Source organism: Chitinophaga hostae (assembly GCF_018224885.1).
Classification (GTDB): Bacteria; Bacteroidota; Bacteroidia; order Chitinophagales; family Chitinophagaceae; genus Chitinophaga; species Chitinophaga hostae.
In genome coordinates this window covers 183,009-201,456 of the sequence record NZ_JAGTXB010000004.1, presented here as the reverse complement: position 1 = coordinate 201,456, position 18,448 = coordinate 183,009, and the positions used below count along the sequence as shown (strand labels likewise).

The window sequence follows — 18,448 nt, the reverse complement described above, 5'->3', positions numbered from 1 at the left end:
ATGCCATCCGGCATACTTTTTCCAATGAGTAAGATATATAAAATTAGATAACTTTTACGTTAACTGCATTTAATCCTTTTTTACCATTTTCTACTTCGTACGTTACTTTGTCGTTTTCACGCAGCTCGCTGGTAGTACCAGAAATATGAACGAAGATATCGGGGCCACCGTTAGATGGAGTAATGAAACCAAATCCTTTGGTTTCGTTGAAAAATTTAACTGTTCCTTGTTGCATTATATTAATTTATTAATTGGACCCAAGTTACGCTTATATAGTGAAACACCCAATTAGTTTTCCATCTTGCCCCTGCTGAGGGGATTTTCAGCGCCCGATAATATAAATATTTAGTAAAATATATCAACGCCGCCTGCTGCCTGTTTTTCAAAGGTAAGGCAGTCGAAAACACTTACTGGGAGCGAATATACCAGGAGTCAGTTCATTTATCACCGCGCTAATATGACGCCAGTGGTGATATAATTGCTACAAAGGGAGCTGTACCTTGCAATTATTTCAAATTCAATCAATTAGAAGAAAAAGAAGAGAAATGTCTCAAAAACGTTAAATCTTCCATAAATCCCGCTAAACTCCACATGCCGTCTGACATATAATTTTTTTTCATCATCCACAAGTGCTATTTATATTGCCGGATGATCCTTACAGCGGGCATTTATTATATTCGCGACGTTAAACCAAATAACTATGTATTCTGACTCCATTTTCATTTTGTTAATCCTGGGCGGCGCGGCGTTGCTGATATTATTGATTGGTCTTGTACTTTCTATCCTTGTATTCAGGACTAAAAGCCGTGCCATGGAAATCATTGCGTGGGTTTGCGGAGGGTGCTGGCTTGTACTCGATCAGTTGATTATATACAGCGGTGACCTTGGCATAAACGGGACATCCAACTACTTTATTTATCCTGTATTCCTCATTTTCTTTTTACTATTGCAATACCGGTCCAATACAGCGGAGGGAAACAACCTGAAAACCCTGTACATCGCCAAATCGGTCATGATACTGCTGATGCTGAGCACCCTCCATTCCCAGGTTATCAATATGTTTCTTGAACGCAGGTATATTGATTACGCTGATTCCAGGTTTACCCGCATCATACCCATTGCAGGTTCCATTGTGAGTATTGCCGTAATTACCTTTGTTACCTTCAGATATTTAGTACGTACCCATGCTTCTGTACAGAAAAATGAGGTATTCAAAAATGCTATTGTATTTACTGGTATTACTTATTTAATAGCAGATGTGATAAGTCACCTGCTGTTTTTGCTCCAATATGCCAGGCATGTTCCCGTCGGATCTTTCTTCAACGTTACCATGTTGTCCATGCAGCTAATATACTTCCTGGTAGAAAGCCTGTTAGCCGCCGGTATCGCAGCTTTGATTTATAAATCGAAACAGGAAGCAGGGCCGGCGCAAATAAAAGACTAACAACACGTGATGGCATGTCACTATTCTGCTTTCAGGTAGCGTACCGGGTTCGCCACTGCTGTTTTAATGGCGTGAAAGCTCACCGTTAATAACGTAATCGATGATATAGCGCCGATGGTAACCAGGAATACATCTGCGCCGATGTGAATGTGGTATGCAAACTGATCCAGCCAGTTGTTCATTCCCCACCACACCAGCATAAACGCGATTACAACGGCGATCAGCACGAGTTTGAAAAAGTCTTTCGACAGCAGCAACGTTAAACCGCTCACAGAAGCTCCCACTACTTTACGGATACTGATTTCCTTTTGTCTTCTTTGAGCGGTAAATGCAGCCAACCCAAATAAACCTAAACAGGATATAATAATCGCCAAACCTGCAAAGTAACGGGATAGCCGGCCAATGCGCATTTCGGAAGCGTACAACACCTGGTAATCGTCGTCGAGGAAGCGATACTCAAACGCCATCCCCGGGTTAAACTGCTGGTATGCTTTTCGAATGCCCGCAAGGGTGCTTTCTTCTGTACTACCATTTACTCTCACCATAATATTGGGCATTGCCGGAAATGACTGGAAAAAACATGGACCAACAGATTGATACAACGATTCAAAATTAAAATTTGCTGCTATTCCTACTATCTCCCGGTCATTTCCCCAAAGCTTAATTGTTTTACCTACAGGATCTTTTAATCCCATACTTTTAACCGCTGTTTCGTTGAGTACAATTTCTTTCTGCGCATTACTGTTAGGGGAAAAATTGCGCCCTTCTTTTATGCTGATGCCAGCGGTTTCGAGGAAATTGTATCCTACCTCCAGGTTGGAGAAACCAATCTTTGTGTTCGGATCTTTCCCGGACCATTGCAGCGCAGACGTGCCACCATGGGCGCCCATCAGGTTATGATAATAGCTGGAGGCATTCACCACACCGGGTATACTTTTTAGTTCATTTACAAAAGCAGCAGCATGACTCAACGAAGCAGAATCTTCCTGCAACGGAATTTCAAAATGAATAAGATGATCCCGGTTATATCCCAGGTTCTTTGACTGTATATAACTGAGTTGCTTGTACACGATCAGTACTGCGGCTATAAATACAACAGATAAGGTAAACTGGAATACCACCAACCCTTTGCGTACCATCACCTCGCCAAAAGAAGTATTCAGTTTTCCTTTCAACACCGATACGGGGTTGAAACCGGACAGATACAACGCAGGATAGCTGCCAGCCACCAGGCCTGTCAGGAGGGTGATACCGGTTACCGCCAATAGCATATCGGCCGTTATATGCAGACTTAGCTGTTTGCCCGTAATATCATTAAACACCGGTAATAACAGGATCACAAAAATGATAGCGAGTACCAATGATAAAAAACTCATCAGCATGGATTCGCCGATATATTGCATCACCAGGGTACCACGGCTGGCGCCCATTACTTTCTTGATACCAATCTCCTTCATCCGGCGGGAAGCCCTGGCGGTAGACAAATTCATAAAATTGATACAAGCAATCAGGAGGATCAGTGCTGCAATAATGGAAAATATTTTTACATAGGTAATCCGTCCGCCGGCCTGTACTCCATTTTCATATTTTCCATAGAGATACTGATCTGAGAAACGTGTCAGGAAAAGATCAACGTCGGCATGCTTATCTTTCTGCCGCACAAAATCCCTGATCTTATTATTGAGTTGGGTGATGTTTGTATTGTTCTTTACAATGACAAATGTGTAAGGATCCTGGTTCCCCCAATATAGCAAATTAGGCCGTTTTTCCAGCAACAGGTCGTAACTAAAAATGAGATCAAACTGCTGTGTGGCAGATGGCGGATTACTTTTAAATATGCCTGAAACAGTAAACAGCCCGCTAAGCTCACCGTTATCCCACTTCAATGATTTCCCCACCACACCGTTGGTAGTATTAAAAAATTTCCTGGCTATCTCCTCCGAAATAACTACACTGTATTTATCGGAGAGCACCTGGTGCTTATTACCTGCCAGCAAAGGCATCGTAAATACATTAAAATAATCCTTCCCCGCATACTGTCCGCTTGCTTTAATACGGGTATCACCGTTGGTCATCACACCTTTAAACGGAAACCATTGCGACGGAAGTACCGATACACTATACTCCACTTCCGGCATCTCCTCTCTTAATGTTTTTGCTAACAAACCCGGCGTATAGGGCATGGTTTCAATACCGCTGTTACCTTTTGCGTTCACCAGCACCTGGTATAGCTGTTTATCCTTTTCATTAAATTTATCCACATTTCTTTCATCACTCACCCATAACCATAGCAACAGAGAACAGGCTAAGCCTGTGGATAACCCTACCAGGTTAAGCAAAGTAAACTGCTTGTCTTTCACCAGGTTTCGCCAGGTGATGCGGATATTTTTTCTGAACATGTGATGGTCATTTAAAAGCGATGACGATGCTACTTATGAGTTGCCGCTGATGCAAACTACGGATTTCCATTTCCTCAAATACGATACCTGACATCCAGCTACTGAAAATCAATATTTTATATTTTCCGCATTGTTCATTTTCGAAACAATGGCTGTCCGTTTCCGGTCATACGAACATAAAAAATGCCGCACTGATACGATGATCTGTGCGGCTGTTGAAATATATATAAAGGGGTTATTCAGCAGAGAAACAAGCCTGGTAAAGCAGCCAGCTTAGCGGCTTTCGCAAAACGTATCTTAAAGCGCCTCTGTGTAGTTTTTGAAGTTATCCAGGATAGCCTGCCAGCCTGCCTGTTGCATTTCCACGCTATTTTCAGCTTCGGCATCAAAGGTTTCTATTATTTTGGTAGCATTGCCTTCGCCTTCAAAAGTGATATGTACTTTCCTGCCATCGCCCATGGTGTAGGCAATTATTTCATTTGTTTTGACTTCATCGTAGATGCCGCCGAAGTCAAATCCAAAGCTGCCATCTTTTGCTTCCATACGTGTGGAAAAAGTACCGCCGGTGCGTAAATCATTTTCTGCTTTTGGAACGTGCCAATCGGCGGAGGCGCTGCACCAGTTAACGATATGTTCTGGTTTTCCCCAGGCATCCCAAACTTTAGCAACAGGTGCATTTACAATAGCGGATACAGTGATCGAAGTTTTTACTGCAGTACTCATTTTATTACGTTTTAAAGTTTTTGTGTTTGTTTGTTTTGTTGATGCAAACATACCATGAGTACTTAAAATGCAGGAAGGGGGATTACGACAAAATAGTGTATACTTTGCGACACTCTTTGCCCGATAAGCGCAAAAAGGCCGGCTATGATCTGCCAGCCTGTATTTCACCGCCTATGGTAAACCTGGATACCTATTTCCATTTCACGGTAGTGAAAACGATCGAGGAGTAATGATCTTTTTCATATAAGATGCCTATCTTTTTCTTTTCCAGTTGCACGATATCGGAATAGGCCGCGTAGGCATAGCCGGCTTTTTGCTGTCCGTTACCTTTGTATATCACATATTGCCGCTTCCAGGTTTTTCCCTCATCAAAACTGATGCGAAGCGTGAGGTTATCTCTTTCCAGCGTATCGGCGGCATTACAAAATGCCAGTATATTCTTTTTGCCGGCGCGTCCTACATTTAAAATACTTCCCTGGCATACCGGATCTGTTAACTGCAAATCGCGATAAGTAGTGTCCCAGGTAGCGCCACCATCGCTGCTTACAGATATTACGCGTGCTTTTATATCCTGCCGGTTCTGATTGCGGCTGTTCATCATCAGTTTACTGTCCGACAGTTCCACGGCCATAGATTCATTACTACCGGGAAATGCAATGCTGTTACCCAGTTTAAATGTTTTGCCATGATCATCGGTATAATAACCATGTGCCACATAATGCGCCGCATGCGCCACCGCAGGGCCGGCGCTGTGATTAGCCGCTATAAAAATTCTTCCCTTAAAAGCGCCTTCCCGGAACTGCATCACATGCCCGGGCGTGTTGGCGTAATAGCGCCAGTCGTCCGCAAAATTAAACGCCGGGTCTGTTTCCGGTTGTTTAGGCCGGTGTATCTGCAAGGTAATATCTACCGGCGCATCCCAGGTATGGCCACCATCTGCCGAGGTTTTGTAGTAGCAACGCTTGATACCTTTTCCTTTGATGATATCAGACTCTTTGGTGGTACCTGTATTATAAAAAAGAAATATCCTGCCGCGGGGAAAGGCCGGATCCGTAAGATCTACTACCGGCCCGGGGTTGCTGAGCTGCATTTGTCCATCTTCTGCTACCACCTGTAAGGGCGACCAGGTTTTACCATGATCACTGCTTCGCTTCATCACCATGTCAATATCTCCATAATCACCCATACCGTTTACCCGGCCTTCACAAAAAGCCAGCAGCTCGCCATTGGGCAAACTGATAATAGCAGGGATACGGAAGGCTTTGTAGCCATCTGCTCCCGACACAAATACAGGCACTTCTTTTTGTTGCGCCTGCGATGACAGTATGCCTGTCAATAATGCAATGATCAAGAAAAATTTCTTCATAGTCATGATACCATTATACTTTTTCATCGGCAGCCGGCCGGAGAAAAGAGAGTTGAATAATTAATGCGATCAATACCACGCCAGCCAGCATGGCAAAGCTTTTGCCCAGGTTACCTGCATCAGTTGATTTACCCAGCAGATCGGTGATAAATGCGCCGGCAAATACGCCGGACATGTTCAATAAACCATAGGCGGTAGCCCTGTAACGGGCCGGTACAAACTGGCAGAGTATGGGCATATTATTGGCGTCGAACATACCGAATCCAACGCCAAATAACATAGCAGCACTCATCACATATAACAGGCTATGCCCCAGTCCCAGCAGCAGCAGTGCAGGAATGGTGAGCGATAAACCAATGGCGCTGGTATAGATACGGCCACGGATATTTGTTTGCGCCCATTTATCCGATAACAGCCCGCCGGCGATAACGCCTAAAAAAGAAGAGGCTGCAATAGTAATGGTGGATAGGGGTCCCGCGGCAGACATGTCTATCTGTAACCTTTCGGAAAACAGGGTGGGTAACCAGTTCTTGATGCCCCATCCCGGGAGACTCGGAACCGCAAAATAAAACAAGAGTATCCAAAAAGAGATGTTGGTCAGCAAAAAGCTTAGGCCTTTCAGTAACGGCGGTTGGGAGACTGCTGCATGGTCGTCACGGGTATTGGCTTCTCTCAAAAACAATATCAATACCAGGGCATATCCCATGCCTATGATGCCGAAAGTATGAAAGGTGGCATGCCAGGAAAACTGTGCGGCAATAGTAGCGCCGAAGCCGCCCAGGGCCGATCCCATATATAAGCCGGTCATGTGGATGCCTACTGCCAGCGATCTTGTGCGGGAGCTGTGGAAATCGGCGATAAGCGATAAACCCGCCGGAATATACAATGCTTCGCTGATACCCATGACCGCCCTCAGCCAATACAGCTGTTGAAACGTGGTGGCATATCCCATGGCAAATGTAACACCGGACCATACAAACAAACTGCTTACGATCAGCCATTTCCGGTTGAACTTATCCGCAACCAGGCCGGATACAGGACTCATCAGGCCGTATATCCAAAGGAAAATCGCCATCAGGTAGCCGAAGCGGGTGGCCGATTGCAGCGCAGCAATATCTGTTTGCATAGAAGGCCGCATGGTCGACAACATTTGCCGGTCCATATAATTGAGCAGTGCTACTACCCACAACAGCCCTACCACTATCCATTTATAGCTGCGGTTATTTTTCATGGCGATCATTTATTTTACCGGAAATAATCTGTGGGGTGCGTACGCCGGCCCTGATTTCTCCGGCAGGAATAATGATATCACCCTGCCACAGCACAGCGGTGGTTGTTACCGGTCCGGCTATGGTAAGAGGCGACAATCGGGCACAACGGCTTGTGGAGGTATTATACAACAGCACTTCCCTGGTAAACCCGGGATGCTGATTTAGTAATGCGTTTCTTTCTGCCAACAACGTTTGTTTACTTGGTTCATTTTCTTCCCGGCTGATGACCGTATTCAGTTTTTCCACCTTACTGAATACATCTCCCTTATCACCACTACACAATAAAATACCGGTGGGCCCGATAGCAACGCCGGTACCTGCGCTCACGGCATAGGGAAGCGGAGCCACTGTTTGCCATTGCCGGGTGGAAAAATCGAAATGGTATACTGTATTGAAAATGTCGCTGATCGCGTTGGCATTTTTTCTTCTTCCGCCTAACAGGTAAAGCCCGTTCTGTTGCACAGCTAATACGGCAAAAGCAGCAGGAATGGGTATATCGGGCAATGTTTGCCAAACTGCACCGGGTTTTGATATATCCAGGGAGAAACACTTCGCGGAAGTGCCGGCGGGCGATTCGCCTCCTGCCACATATATTGTATGTGCGCTGTAAGCTGCTGCTGCATTGGTGAGTGGCAGCGGCAAAGCAGTCAGGCGGGTAAACTGAATATCATTTGCAGGTGGTTTACAGGTTAACAATGTCACCTGGTTGCTGATGCCGCTTTCATTTTCTCCGCCAATGTATACCAGTCCTGCAGGCGTGGTCACATTGACGGCATATGCCAGCGGTTGCGGCAGCCGCTGACGGCTCACCTTACCGGGAGCAATGGCGCCTGATGCAGTATGGTGAAAAAGGTAAATAACGTCATGGTACTTTTTTTTGCCGCCGTTCCAGGGCATGCCTTCCGGGAAATTGGCGCCGCCGGCAACCACCAGCACGTTACCACTGATCCCGGTAACAGGGCCGGCCACACCAGGCTGCAGCTCCTTTCCCGGCGCCGGTGGCAAGGCTGCTGCCACCGACCATACAATGTCCGGTACTATTTTCGTTTGTGCGTTTATGTTAGTTACCATTGCAGCCATCGTTAAAATATAAAGCAGCTGTTTCATGAACGCTGAAATTTTGTTGTTGAAAACCCGGTCAACCCATAACCGCTTTTCTATTGTGCGGATGCTATCTTTTGAAAAAAGGAAATGGCGTCCAGTTCCTTGTACAGCAGATCATACTGTGCCGTGCTGAAAGTAGTCAGCGGCAGGCGGCACGGCCCGAGGTTCCATCCCAGCATTTTCATGATGGCTTTTTGTGCCGGGATAGGCGGATACTTTGCAAAAATCCGGATCACTTCTACCATAAATGCGTGTTGCTGTTGGGCCGACGGGATATCCCTTTTTTCAAAATACGCTTTTGTTTGGAGATACAGCGGAGCAGCAAAAGTATAGGTGCTGCCAATGGCCCCCTTTGCGCCAACCGACAATGCCGGCAACAACAGCTCGTCGTAACCGAATAAGACATCAAAGCTGTTGTTCCTGAAATTAAGGCAGGACTGGTATTCATGAATGGTAGCGGACGTATACTTAATACCGGCCAGGTTGGGTATGAGCGCACCTGCTATTTCCAGGAATGCGATCATGTCCATACCTATGCCTGTTAACGTGGGAATATGATAATAATAGAAGGGCAGTTGCGGAGCCGCGCCGGCAATATCGGCCATGCACAGCGCCAGGTTTTCCACCGAAGTGGGCTTAAAATAGAAAGCAGCTACCGATGAAAAAGCATCTGCCCCGATAGAAGCCGCGTGTGCGGCCAGTTTCCGGGCTTCGGCGATACTGCTGTGTCCTACATGCACAATGATGAGCAGACGTTTGTTTGCTGCTTTTACAAATGCTTCAGCCACCTGCATTCTTTCTTCCGTAGTCATATTGGGGCCCTCTCCGTTGCTGCCGCATACAAATATGCCTTTCAGCCCGTCTTTCACGAGCTTATCCGTTAATGCCGGGATCAGCTCCAGGTGCAGGGAACCATCCTCGTGAAAAGGAGTAAAAGCCGCTGCTATCAGTCCTTCGATATGTTGATACTTCATGTTATTTTGGTTTGGAAACAGTGTTTCAGGCAATAAAGGCGAACATTCAACAATACTATTAAATACTTATGTCCTACATATTAAAATTGCCAAAAAAATTCCAGACCGCAAAACATTCCTCTAAAAAAAAGCGCTGATTACTTCTTCAGTTTTTGGAAATGGTGTTCCAGGTGTTCGCGCATGCCTTGCCTGAATTGTTCGCGGGTACCGGTTTTGAGCAGGTTTACCAGGTCGAGGTGACTTACTTTTCCGCCGATGGGTACTTTTTCTTCATTGACCAGGTGGCCGAAAATGGGGAGCAGCATATTCTGGAAGCGCTGCAGCGTGCGATTGCCGGTCATCTGGTAAATTTTGCCGTGGAAATCTACCTCGTGTTTGATCCGGAAGTTTTGTTTAGTACGGGTTGCCTTCTCCTGCAGTGCTATCTTTTCCAGTTCTTCTATATCTTTTTTTGTTTTCCGGAGAAATAAAATATCTGCCAGTCCCATTTCCAGCGTAAGCCGCAGCTCGAAGATATCCTGCAGGGTAGTATCATCAATGATCAGCGGGTCCATTACCCTTTCCATTGATCCCAGTATATCAGGACTGGACAGCACCATTCCCCGGCGCTTTTTGGTTTCTATCAGGCCCAGCATCCGCAGGCGGCTCAGGGCTTCCCGCAATACGTTCCGGCTTACGCCCAGGGCGGCAGTGAGCTCCATTTCTTTGGGCAGCGCATCTCCAGGTTTAAATGATTTTCTTTTGAGGTATTCCAGCAGTTTTGTTTCTACTTCATCTGCCATTGTTTTATGGCTCACTTTCTCAATATCGATATGTAAGTTCCCGATCTCCATATAACCCGTATGCGGTATTTTGTTTAAATGTACTACAAAATAACAATCCCGGATAAAATCGGTTACCTGGCAGGTGCCGATTCCAATAAATGACGCGTATGCTCCAGTCCTACTGTGTAGATATCTTCCAGCCGGTTGAACTCAAACATACCAAAACGCCCCAGTGCCTCCGGCTCTATAAAGCGGCTGCACAGCAGTTTGTTTTTGAGCACCGGCTCGCGGATAGCCAGGTGCAGGGTACGTTCCACATTGGCCAGGAAACCGTTGGCGGGGTTATAAGGCGTCAGCGGATTTACGTGTACGCCAATGATATCGCGGTACTGCCCCAGCAGCGGTTCTATGGGCAGGTTACCCGACAGGCCGCCGTCGACATACTGCGTACCTCCGATTTCCACCGGGGGAAACAGCAGCGGCACAGAAGATGCTGCCAGCACCGCAGGAATCAACGCGCCTTCGCTGAAAATAGTTTGATCGCCGGTTAAAAAATTAGTAGCGAATATTTCCCTCACCTCATCGGTGTTATACCCATCACAGATAAAAGCAGCAGCGATAGATCCTGCGCTGGTAGCGGAAATAGCTTCCGGGAAAATATGCTGTTCTGCAAATGCTTTTAATACGCCAAGGTGAGCGTAGCCACGGGCGCCACCTCCGGATAAAACAAATGGTCGGCTTATATTCGTTGCAGGGTTATTCATCCGGCTAATATAAAGAACACCGGCAATCCGCGTTGCATTATTTTTTACGCATGATAATATATACCGGGCTTTCACCCACGGCAAGGGTAACCGAATGTTTGTCTTTCTTCTTCCAGTCTGCCGCAGGCGCCGCACCATCAGCGGTAGCCATCACAGCCACTTTCTCCGGCAGTGATGGTAAACTATCCAATACAGCATTTATCACCTGTGGCTGATAGTTGTTTTTCTGATGCGTACTGGCGCCTGTAGGTGACCAGGCCACCCAAACCAGCGACTTCGGATCATGGTCTTTTTCAAATTCAAATACATACAACGCTCCTTCCTGCTTTGTTACGATCCGCCGGAAGCGATAGTCGCCCAGGGTTTGATACAGCTGCCTCACTGCCCAGAAAGACATCTTCGGCTGGAAGTTGCGTGTAATCCCGGAAGCGGCATGAAAAGAAGCTTCATCTTCATCGTTATAAAAATAAAGATAGGCGCGTTGTACATCGCGGGTAGCAAACATCAGGAAGGAACGCACCAGGTATTGCGCCTGCTGCAGATCGCTGGCCCCCTGCCAGTCGAGCTTCAGGGCCCAGTCCTTGCGCCGCTTCATCGCTTCCGGCGTACAGGCATCATACCCAAATTCCGTTATCCAAATTTGTTTCCCCCCGGCCTGCCGGTTACGCCAGGCTATTGCTTCGTCTATTACTTTCAGGTATTGCAGGGAAGTATCTTCCGGAAAACTCCTGTTCCAGGTATTGGGGTTGGTAGCAGACTTTTCCATAGTGGCGTACGTATGTATGTTGATCACATCATACAGTGGAAGAATTGTTTGATCAGCATACATGCGATCTAATCCCATCGCATAGTCATCGCCCTTACCTGCTGCCACAGCGGGTGTTACAATTTTCAGCGCCGGATCACCCGCACGGATACCCTCCGCCATTTTTGTAAAAAGCGTTTTAAACAGCGCGGGGTCAAACCTGTTTCCCGGTTCATTGTCAATTTCAAAAGAAGTACCCAGCTTTTCCTGTCCGGAGGGACCATAGTAGGCAGCCATCGCTTTTCCATAATCATATGCCCACTCCTCATGTCCTTTCCAGAGCTGCCGGTAGCCGGGAGAGCCCAAACCAAATCCGAGGAACTGTAAACAAATATCCGTTTCAAAACCGCCTGCTTTCCAGGGGCCATACACGCCTTCTTTCCAGTTGATATGGTTGATTGTTACCGGTATGGAAAACGAATCACCAATAGCTTTTACATCCCAGTCGATATTATGATAACTGCGTACCAGCCGGCACACCTGCCCGTATAATGCAGGTTTAAACGTTACATGTCCGTTAATACCCATAAAGTCCCTGAACAACGGCTTTGCTCCCACCCGGAAGGTATCGGGCATTGCGGGTATTTCAGGGCGCTGTTTGGCACCGGGCGCAGTACAGCTGATGATTACACCGGCAAGGCAGAGGAAGATGTTGGCAAACAGTTTGTTTTTTTGGTTCATAACGGGGGGTTATTGTTACATAAAGTAACAATAATTTCCAGGTAAAGGGAAGGGGAAATACAAAGGGGACGCCTCATTTAATTTTGAGACATCCCCTGTTATACAATTGTTGGTTAAATATTACCAGCCTGGTGTTTGTTTATAAGCGCCATTGCTTTTTGCAATTTCGTCCGGATTCATAGGCCATGCCATATGTTTGTTAGGATCAAAATTACGCTTTGGCCATACCTGCTGGATAGTATAGGGAGAAGCGGGATTCAATTTATCTGTGTGAATACGGCCGTGAAGCGGTGCATTGATCATCGCATAGTCGCCCCATCTTTTCAGATCCTGCAGTCTGTCGGTCCACTCGCAGGCAAGTTCCACCCTGCGCTCATGTTTCAGATCATTCATGGTTGGATTAGGGATTGATACCAGCCCAACGCGGTTGCGCACTTCATTCAGCGGACCAGCTGCTTCGCCGCTCTTGCCCAGTTGAATCAATGCTTCTGCTTTGAACAGCAATATTTCTGCATAGCGCATCAGCGGCAGGTTCAATGCGGTGGTAGGATAATCGCCGCTCTGGTTGATATTGGGATTGCTGCTGGGTTCATTGTTCTTTCCGTAGCTATAAGGTTCCATGTATTTGTTCATCTGGAATCCCGATAAGCTATTGGTAGAAAAATAAGCGCGTTCCACGCCGAAGAAAGTAAACTTATCCCCGAAATTGAGGATGGTAACGTCACGCCGTGGATCGTTGGCTTCGTACGCATCAAACAGTTCTGCGGTGGGTTGAAAATATCCCCAGCCGTTGTAAATGCTCCAGCCGGTATTTTCCAGTACTACACCGGGAAATTCAGAACCGCCCTGTACACCGGAAGTCACCGACCACATATATTCTGAGCTCCAGTTATTGGCAATGGAGAATACAGCTCTGTAGTTATCTTTGCCGCTTCCTTTGCCGGTAAGGAGTGCGCGATGCCCTTCTGTTTTGATTTTATCGCACAAAGCAGGGATCAGTGCCCATTTTGATTGATCATACTGTGCCCAGTAGGCGTATGCTTTCACCATATATCCCCAGGCAGCTGCTTTATGTGCCCGGCCCTGGTTGTCGGCGCTGTAGGTTTCGAACAGCGGCAGCAGATCAGCTGCTTTCTGCATGTCGCTTACAATCTGCGCATAGTTATCTGTTACAGATTTCAACTGCGGTGCAATACGTTTTCCGAATTCAGGATTTTCGGGACCATCGAAAGGTACGCCCTGGTCTTTATGTCCCCAGAGATAAGCGATCCAGAAGTGTGCAAAGCCCCTGATAAAATAGGCTTCGCCCAATGCCTGGTTGCGTGCGCCTTCCGTCGTGTTTTTAGACGTAGGTACACCTTGTATTACCTGGTTGGCCCTGTTCAACATTTTATACAGGTCATTCCAGCCTTCGGTCATGTATCCTTCTCTTCCGCTGGGGATGAAGTTCTTGATATTTTCCCCATTTGCTTTTGCCCTGCCCACGATGAGGTCATCGCTGGCATCCTGCATCCAGAAGAGATCGCGGCCCCAGGTAGATTCATTACGCATGATCACGTACATGTCTGCTGTTGCTTTTTTCAGATCGTTATCGCTCTGCCAGAAGTAGGCGGTGGTAGGTGCGCCGTTCGGCTTGGTGTCTACCCATTTGTTGCAGGCGCTGCTGCCCGTAAGCATAGCTGCCAATATGATGATATGATTGATTCTCGCTTTCATAATACTTTTTTGTTTGATCAGAATTTAACATTGGCACCGATAGAAAACACGCGGGAGATCGGGAATTGTCCGCCATCCAGTCCAAAACCGCCTACTTCAGGATCCATACCGGTATACTTGGTGAAAGTTAGTAGGTTATCACCGCTGAAGTATACACGCAGTCCCTGGTTCCAGCTCATTTTCTTAAAGGTGTAACCGATGAGCAGGTTCTTTAATCTCAGGTAGTTACCGTTTTCCAGGTACCAGTCGGAAGTAGTCTGAAAGTTTGTGTTTGCATCAGCCGCAGAGATAATAGGAATATTGGAACCTTTGTTGGTAGGCGACCATGCATCCAGAATTTTGTCCCAACGGTTATAACCTTGTTCTGAACCGCTTAAGGTAGTCATCTTAAAGGCATTGAATAGCTTTACGCCACCTACTCCCTGGAAGAAGAGGGTCATGTCAAAATTTTTCCAGTTAACACCGGCGGTAAAGCCGTAGGTTACTTTAGGAAAAGCGTTACCCATGTAAACGCGATCGTTGTCTGAAATTTTACCATCGCCATCCTGATCTACAAATTTCAGGTCACCTGCCTTAGCAGATGGTTGTATCATGGTGCCATTTTTCGTATAGGCTTTAGCTTCGTCGTCCGACTGGAAGATACCGGCTGTTTTAATCAGGTAATAAGAGTAATAGGGTTGTCCTACGGTTGAACGGAAGGGTGTTAAAACGCCACGGAAGGCATCATCATGTAACCAGGTAGAATTGGGGTTGTTATCAATAGACACCACATTATTTTTTAATGTCGCGATATTGGCTCCCACGGTGTAACCCACTGTTCCGATATGATCGTTCCAGGTTGCGGCTACTTCAAATCCTTTGTTACCGATTTTTCCCTGGTTGATCATCGGAGGATCTATTCCGAAAGTTTTAGGCCATGCAGCAGTTTGCTGCTGGATCAGGTCATAGGTAATTTTGTCGAAATAATCTGCCGTAACATTCAGTCGTTGCTTCAACATGCTGATATCGATACCCAGGTCTTTTTGCTCGGAAGTTTCCCAGGAAAGTGTTGGATTAAGCAGGTTGGACATTGCCAGGGAATTGGTGCGTGGTGCGCCGTTACCGATCTGGTAAGTATAATCGGGCGACAATTTAGCATATCCATAGTAGTGTGCAATAGAACCGTAGTTACCAATTCTTCCCCAGCTGGCCCTTACCTTGAGCAAATTCACTGCGGCAACATTAAAGAAAGGTTCAGAACTGATTTTCCAGGCGGCAGTTACACCCGGAAAGCCTTTACCACGGTATCCTTCTGCCAGTTTACCGGCAATATCATAGCGATAGCTACCGGTTACAAAGTAGCGGTCGGCCCAGCTATAAGCCAATCTTCCAACATAAGAAGCTGATCTGTCTTTCCATTCATCATCAGTTGGCTGGGTACGATCAAAAACGCTTGCATTGGTAAAGAACTGTGCCCAGGATGCTTCATTTTCGAAGGTCATGGCAGCAGCGGTGAAATTGCGGTGAGAGGATTCCTGGGCGGTGATGGAAGCCATCGCACCGATATTGTGTTTATTAATGATTTTATTATAGTTCAGTGTATTTTCCCAGATCCAGCTATAGTCTTTATCGGTGGAGTAAGACAATTTATTTTGCTCACTTGGTTTTCCTGGTTCTGTTCTTTTTGGTTCGAAATTTTTCCACAATCCTGTGGTTTGGCGATAGGAAAAACGTGTCAGGTAATTCAGTCCCGGCAGGATGTCTGATACGGTTACTTCTGTAGCAGACTGCAGGTCACTTTTCTTGTTATAGGGCTGGTTCCGGAGCAGGGTAGCTACGGGATTTACCGCATCGCCGTATATCCCGTTGTAGGCGCCATCACGCGGGCCTGTTCCGCCAAATGTTCCGTCGGCATAGTAGGGGGTGGCAGAACGCGGCATGTAGATAGCCGAGGTAATTACGCCGGTATAGCCGCTCGCTGTTTCCGCATCCCTGTTATCGTTGTTATTCCAGAAGATATCCTGGCGGAGTTTTACGTGTTTATTAAACTCGTAGTTGGTATTAAATCTTAAGGAAATATTTTTATTATAGGTGTTCAGCAAAGTACCTTCTTCATTCTCGTAGCGCGCCTGGAAGAGGGTAGAAAATTTATCTCCGCCGGCATTTACGCTGATGTTATGTCGCTGGATTAAACCGGTACGGAATATTTCTTTCATCCAGTCAGTACGGGTTACCGCGCCATATGGATTCTTTGCAGGATCCCAGCCTTCCAGTGGCTGACGGCCGGCATTTTGTTGTGCAAGATTGGATACCTTGGCTTCGTCTTCAGCAGTGAGTGATTCGAGGGTACGCCATGCGTTTTTGGCCCCTATAAAACCAGCGTATTGTACAGAAGGTTTTCCTTTGGTTGCCTGACGGGTAGTTACCAGGATAACACCTGCAGAACCGGAGAAGGCGCCGTAAATAGCCGCAGAAGCAGCATCTTTCAATACGGTCATGGATTCCACATCCGCCGGGTTAAACGGTGCACCGGGCACACCATCTACCACGTACAAAACGTTTTCACCATTGCGTGATCCCACACCGCGGATAACTATTTTATTAGCGTCGCTGGTATGGCCGCCATTGCTTACTACGGTAACACCTGGTACGCGGCCCTGGATCATATTTGCCACATCCATTACCGGGCGTTCCTTCAATGGCTTCATATCAGAAATGACGGATACGGCAGCAGAAAGGTCGCCCTTCTTTGCGGTACCGTAACCTAATACCACTACTTCATTTAACCCGCTGCTGGCTATTTTCAGGGAAAGGTTCAACGTTTCTGCGTTACCTGCCACCATTTCCACCGTTTCGTAACCTACATAGCTGAATGCCAGCACTGACTTTTCATTTTCGACGGCAATTTCATACCGGCCGTCAACATCGGTCACTGTCCTGGTTTTGGTGCCTTTTACCCATACTGATACGCCGGGTATAGGTTCTTTATTTTCTGTGGTAATTCTACCGGTAATTTTATGAGTAGCTACCTGGGTAGTTTGTGTTACGGGATCTTTTTCTGCTTTTCTCAGCAGGATAGATTTATCACTAACACTGTATTCGATGCCTGATTTATTCCGGAGCAGGTTCAGTGCTTCGTTCAGGGTAATGTTATCCGGTTTAAAATCACTGACGATGATTTTATCAAAATCCTGTTTTACATAGTTGAATGTAAAAGTGCTCTGGGAGCCAAGGGCAGTCAGTACCTGGGAAAGAGAGGCACGTGAAATATCCAGTTTTACTTTTTCGTTCAAACCGTTTTGCCGGGCGTATCCGAGTGTTGCCGGCAAAAGAGCGCATCCCATAATAAGGAATCGTTTGATCCGGGATGCAGCGGGCCCGCTTCTGCGGGAGTGCTGATCTGAAATGGTAGACTTCATTTTCATGTGTTAAATGTTTTCGGGAGTGTTCGCACGTGTTTAATAAATGGTAACCTGTCTTTCGGAAATACGATATTGTTTACGACTGATATAACATAAGTTGTCGAGCATCTTTGTGAAGCTTTCCTTCTTGAACATAACGGAGATGTTTTTGTCGGCGCCCTGTACATTTTCCCAGTGTACGCTGTAGCCAAAGCGGGTGCACAGGCGCATAACAGCGTCTCTTAACGGTAGGTCCGTAGCGCTGAAGGCGCCATCTTTCCAGGCCGCAACTTTAGCTGGTTCGGTTTCGCTCACGCCCATTTTCCTGTCTTCATTATTATATACTGCTGCGTAGCCGGGCTTTAATACTGCAGGTGTGGTGTTACCTTTTACAGTATTTACTTTTACTTTTCCCTGTACCAGCGACACCCTTGTTAAACCTTCGCCTGCATAGGCTTCCACGTTAAACTGTGTGCCCAATACCTGGATATTCAGGTCGCGGGTGCGGATGGTAAAAGGTTTACCGGTTTGTCCCTGTACTTCAAAAAAGCCTTCGCCGGTTAACTGTACGCTGCGTGTTTGCCGGTTAAAATCTTCCTTCCAGCGCAGGGATGCAGCGGCATTCAGCCAGATGTGTGAGCTATCCGGCAGTACTACGAGTTTGGGGGCGTGTGTATCGTTGGTGACTACAACAAATTTGTCGGCAAAGCCGGCAGTTTTCTGACCTGCCTGGTGAAGCCACCAGTACCCTGTTCCGGTGAGCAGCAATAAACTGGCTGCGGCCGCGGTCCATTTTGTGACAGGGCGTTTCCACCAGGCTATCCGAACAGGCGTAAGCTTGCTGCGGAAATTTTCCAGGAATTGTTGCCGGGCAAGAGTTGCATCTGCAGCAGGCATACCTGCTGCATCTTCATTGCTTAAACCGTCATACCAGCTGTCTAATATCGCCAGTTCTTCGGGTGTGCATTTGCCCGCATAAAATTTTTCGAGGAGGGCTTGCGCCTTTGGATAATTTTTTGGTGCCATGTATAGTAGAATACCCGCAGACCAAAAAATG

The 18,448-nt window shown here is 46.7% G+C and carries 14 protein-coding genes; 1 reads left to right on the top strand and 13 read right to left on the bottom strand.

Annotation, left to right across the window (positions count from 1 at the left end; genetic code table 11):
* Positions 1-43 precede the first annotated feature (43 nt).
* Positions 44-235, bottom strand: a complete 192-nt coding sequence (locus KE626_RS10495) for a cold-shock protein (protein WP_211972850.1) — start codon at positions 233-235, stop codon at positions 44-46.
* A gap of 465 nt (positions 236-700) precedes the next feature.
* Between KE626_RS10495 and KE626_RS10490 the strand changes: the two genes are divergently transcribed.
* The gene (locus KE626_RS10490; RefSeq protein ID WP_211972848.1) at positions 701-1,444 is read left to right on the top strand and encodes a hypothetical protein; all 744 of its coding nucleotides are present in this window, start codon (positions 701-703) and stop codon (positions 1,442-1,444) included.
* 20 nt (positions 1,445-1,464) lie between these two features.
* On the opposite strand, the gene KE626_RS10485 is transcribed toward KE626_RS10490, so the two are convergent.
* The 12 genes from KE626_RS10485 to KE626_RS10430 all read right to left on the bottom strand — a co-directional run bounded on the left by KE626_RS10485 (position 1,465) and on the right by KE626_RS10430 (position 18,417).
* Complete coding sequence (locus tag KE626_RS10485) at positions 1,465-3,843, bottom strand: ABC transporter permease (RefSeq protein WP_211972847.1); 2,379 nt, start codon at positions 3,841-3,843, stop codon at positions 1,465-1,467.
* Positions 3,844-4,140: 297 nt separating this feature from the next.
* Positions 4,141-4,566, bottom strand: a complete 426-nt coding sequence (locus KE626_RS10480; protein ID WP_211972846.1) for an SRPBCC family protein — start codon at positions 4,564-4,566, stop codon at positions 4,141-4,143.
* A gap of 190 nt (positions 4,567-4,756) precedes the next feature.
* On the bottom strand, positions 4,757-5,932 hold the full coding sequence (locus tag KE626_RS10475) for a sialidase family protein (RefSeq protein WP_211972845.1): 1,176 nt from the start codon (positions 5,930-5,932) through the stop codon (positions 4,757-4,759).
* A gap of 13 nt (positions 5,933-5,945) precedes the next feature.
* A complete protein-coding gene (locus tag KE626_RS10470; protein WP_249207394.1) occupies positions 5,946-7,163 on the bottom strand; it encodes an MFS transporter in 1,218 nt (405 codons plus the stop codon).
* Entirely contained in the window at positions 7,153-8,310 is a 1,158-nt protein-coding gene (locus KE626_RS10465; protein ID WP_211972843.1) for a tRNA wybutosine-synthesizing protein 4 beta-propeller domain-containing protein, read from the bottom strand. The genes KE626_RS10470 and KE626_RS10465 overlap by 11 nt, the downstream gene beginning before the upstream one ends.
* Before the next feature lie 50 nt (positions 8,311-8,360).
* Positions 8,361-9,281, bottom strand: a complete 921-nt coding sequence (locus tag KE626_RS10460) for a dihydrodipicolinate synthase family protein (RefSeq protein WP_211972842.1) — start codon at positions 9,279-9,281, stop codon at positions 8,361-8,363.
* A gap of 137 nt (positions 9,282-9,418) precedes the next feature.
* Entirely contained in the window at positions 9,419-10,114 is a 696-nt protein-coding gene (locus tag KE626_RS10455) for a FadR/GntR family transcriptional regulator (RefSeq protein WP_211972841.1), read from the bottom strand.
* 62 nt (positions 10,115-10,176) lie between these two features.
* Positions 10,177-10,809: a patatin-like phospholipase family protein gene (locus KE626_RS10450; protein ID WP_211972840.1), complete on the bottom strand. Its 633-nt coding sequence runs from the start codon at positions 10,807-10,809 to the stop codon at positions 10,177-10,179.
* A gap of 37 nt (positions 10,810-10,846) precedes the next feature.
* Positions 10,847-12,295: a hypothetical protein gene (locus KE626_RS10445; RefSeq protein WP_211972838.1), complete on the bottom strand. Its 1,449-nt coding sequence runs from the start codon at positions 12,293-12,295 to the stop codon at positions 10,847-10,849.
* 120 nt (positions 12,296-12,415) lie between these two features.
* Positions 12,416-14,011 (bottom strand): RagB/SusD family nutrient uptake outer membrane protein, encoded by a 1,596-nt coding sequence (locus tag KE626_RS10440; protein ID WP_211972836.1) that lies wholly within the window; start codon positions 14,009-14,011, stop codon positions 12,416-12,418.
* Between the two features lie 17 nt (positions 14,012-14,028).
* Entirely contained in the window at positions 14,029-17,415 is a 3,387-nt protein-coding gene (locus KE626_RS10435; RefSeq protein WP_249207393.1) for a SusC/RagA family TonB-linked outer membrane protein, read from the bottom strand.
* 33 nt (positions 17,416-17,448) lie between these two features.
* Positions 17,449-18,417: a FecR family protein gene (locus KE626_RS10430; protein WP_211972835.1), complete on the bottom strand. Its 969-nt coding sequence runs from the start codon at positions 18,415-18,417 to the stop codon at positions 17,449-17,451.
* Positions 18,418-18,448 lie beyond the last annotated feature (31 nt).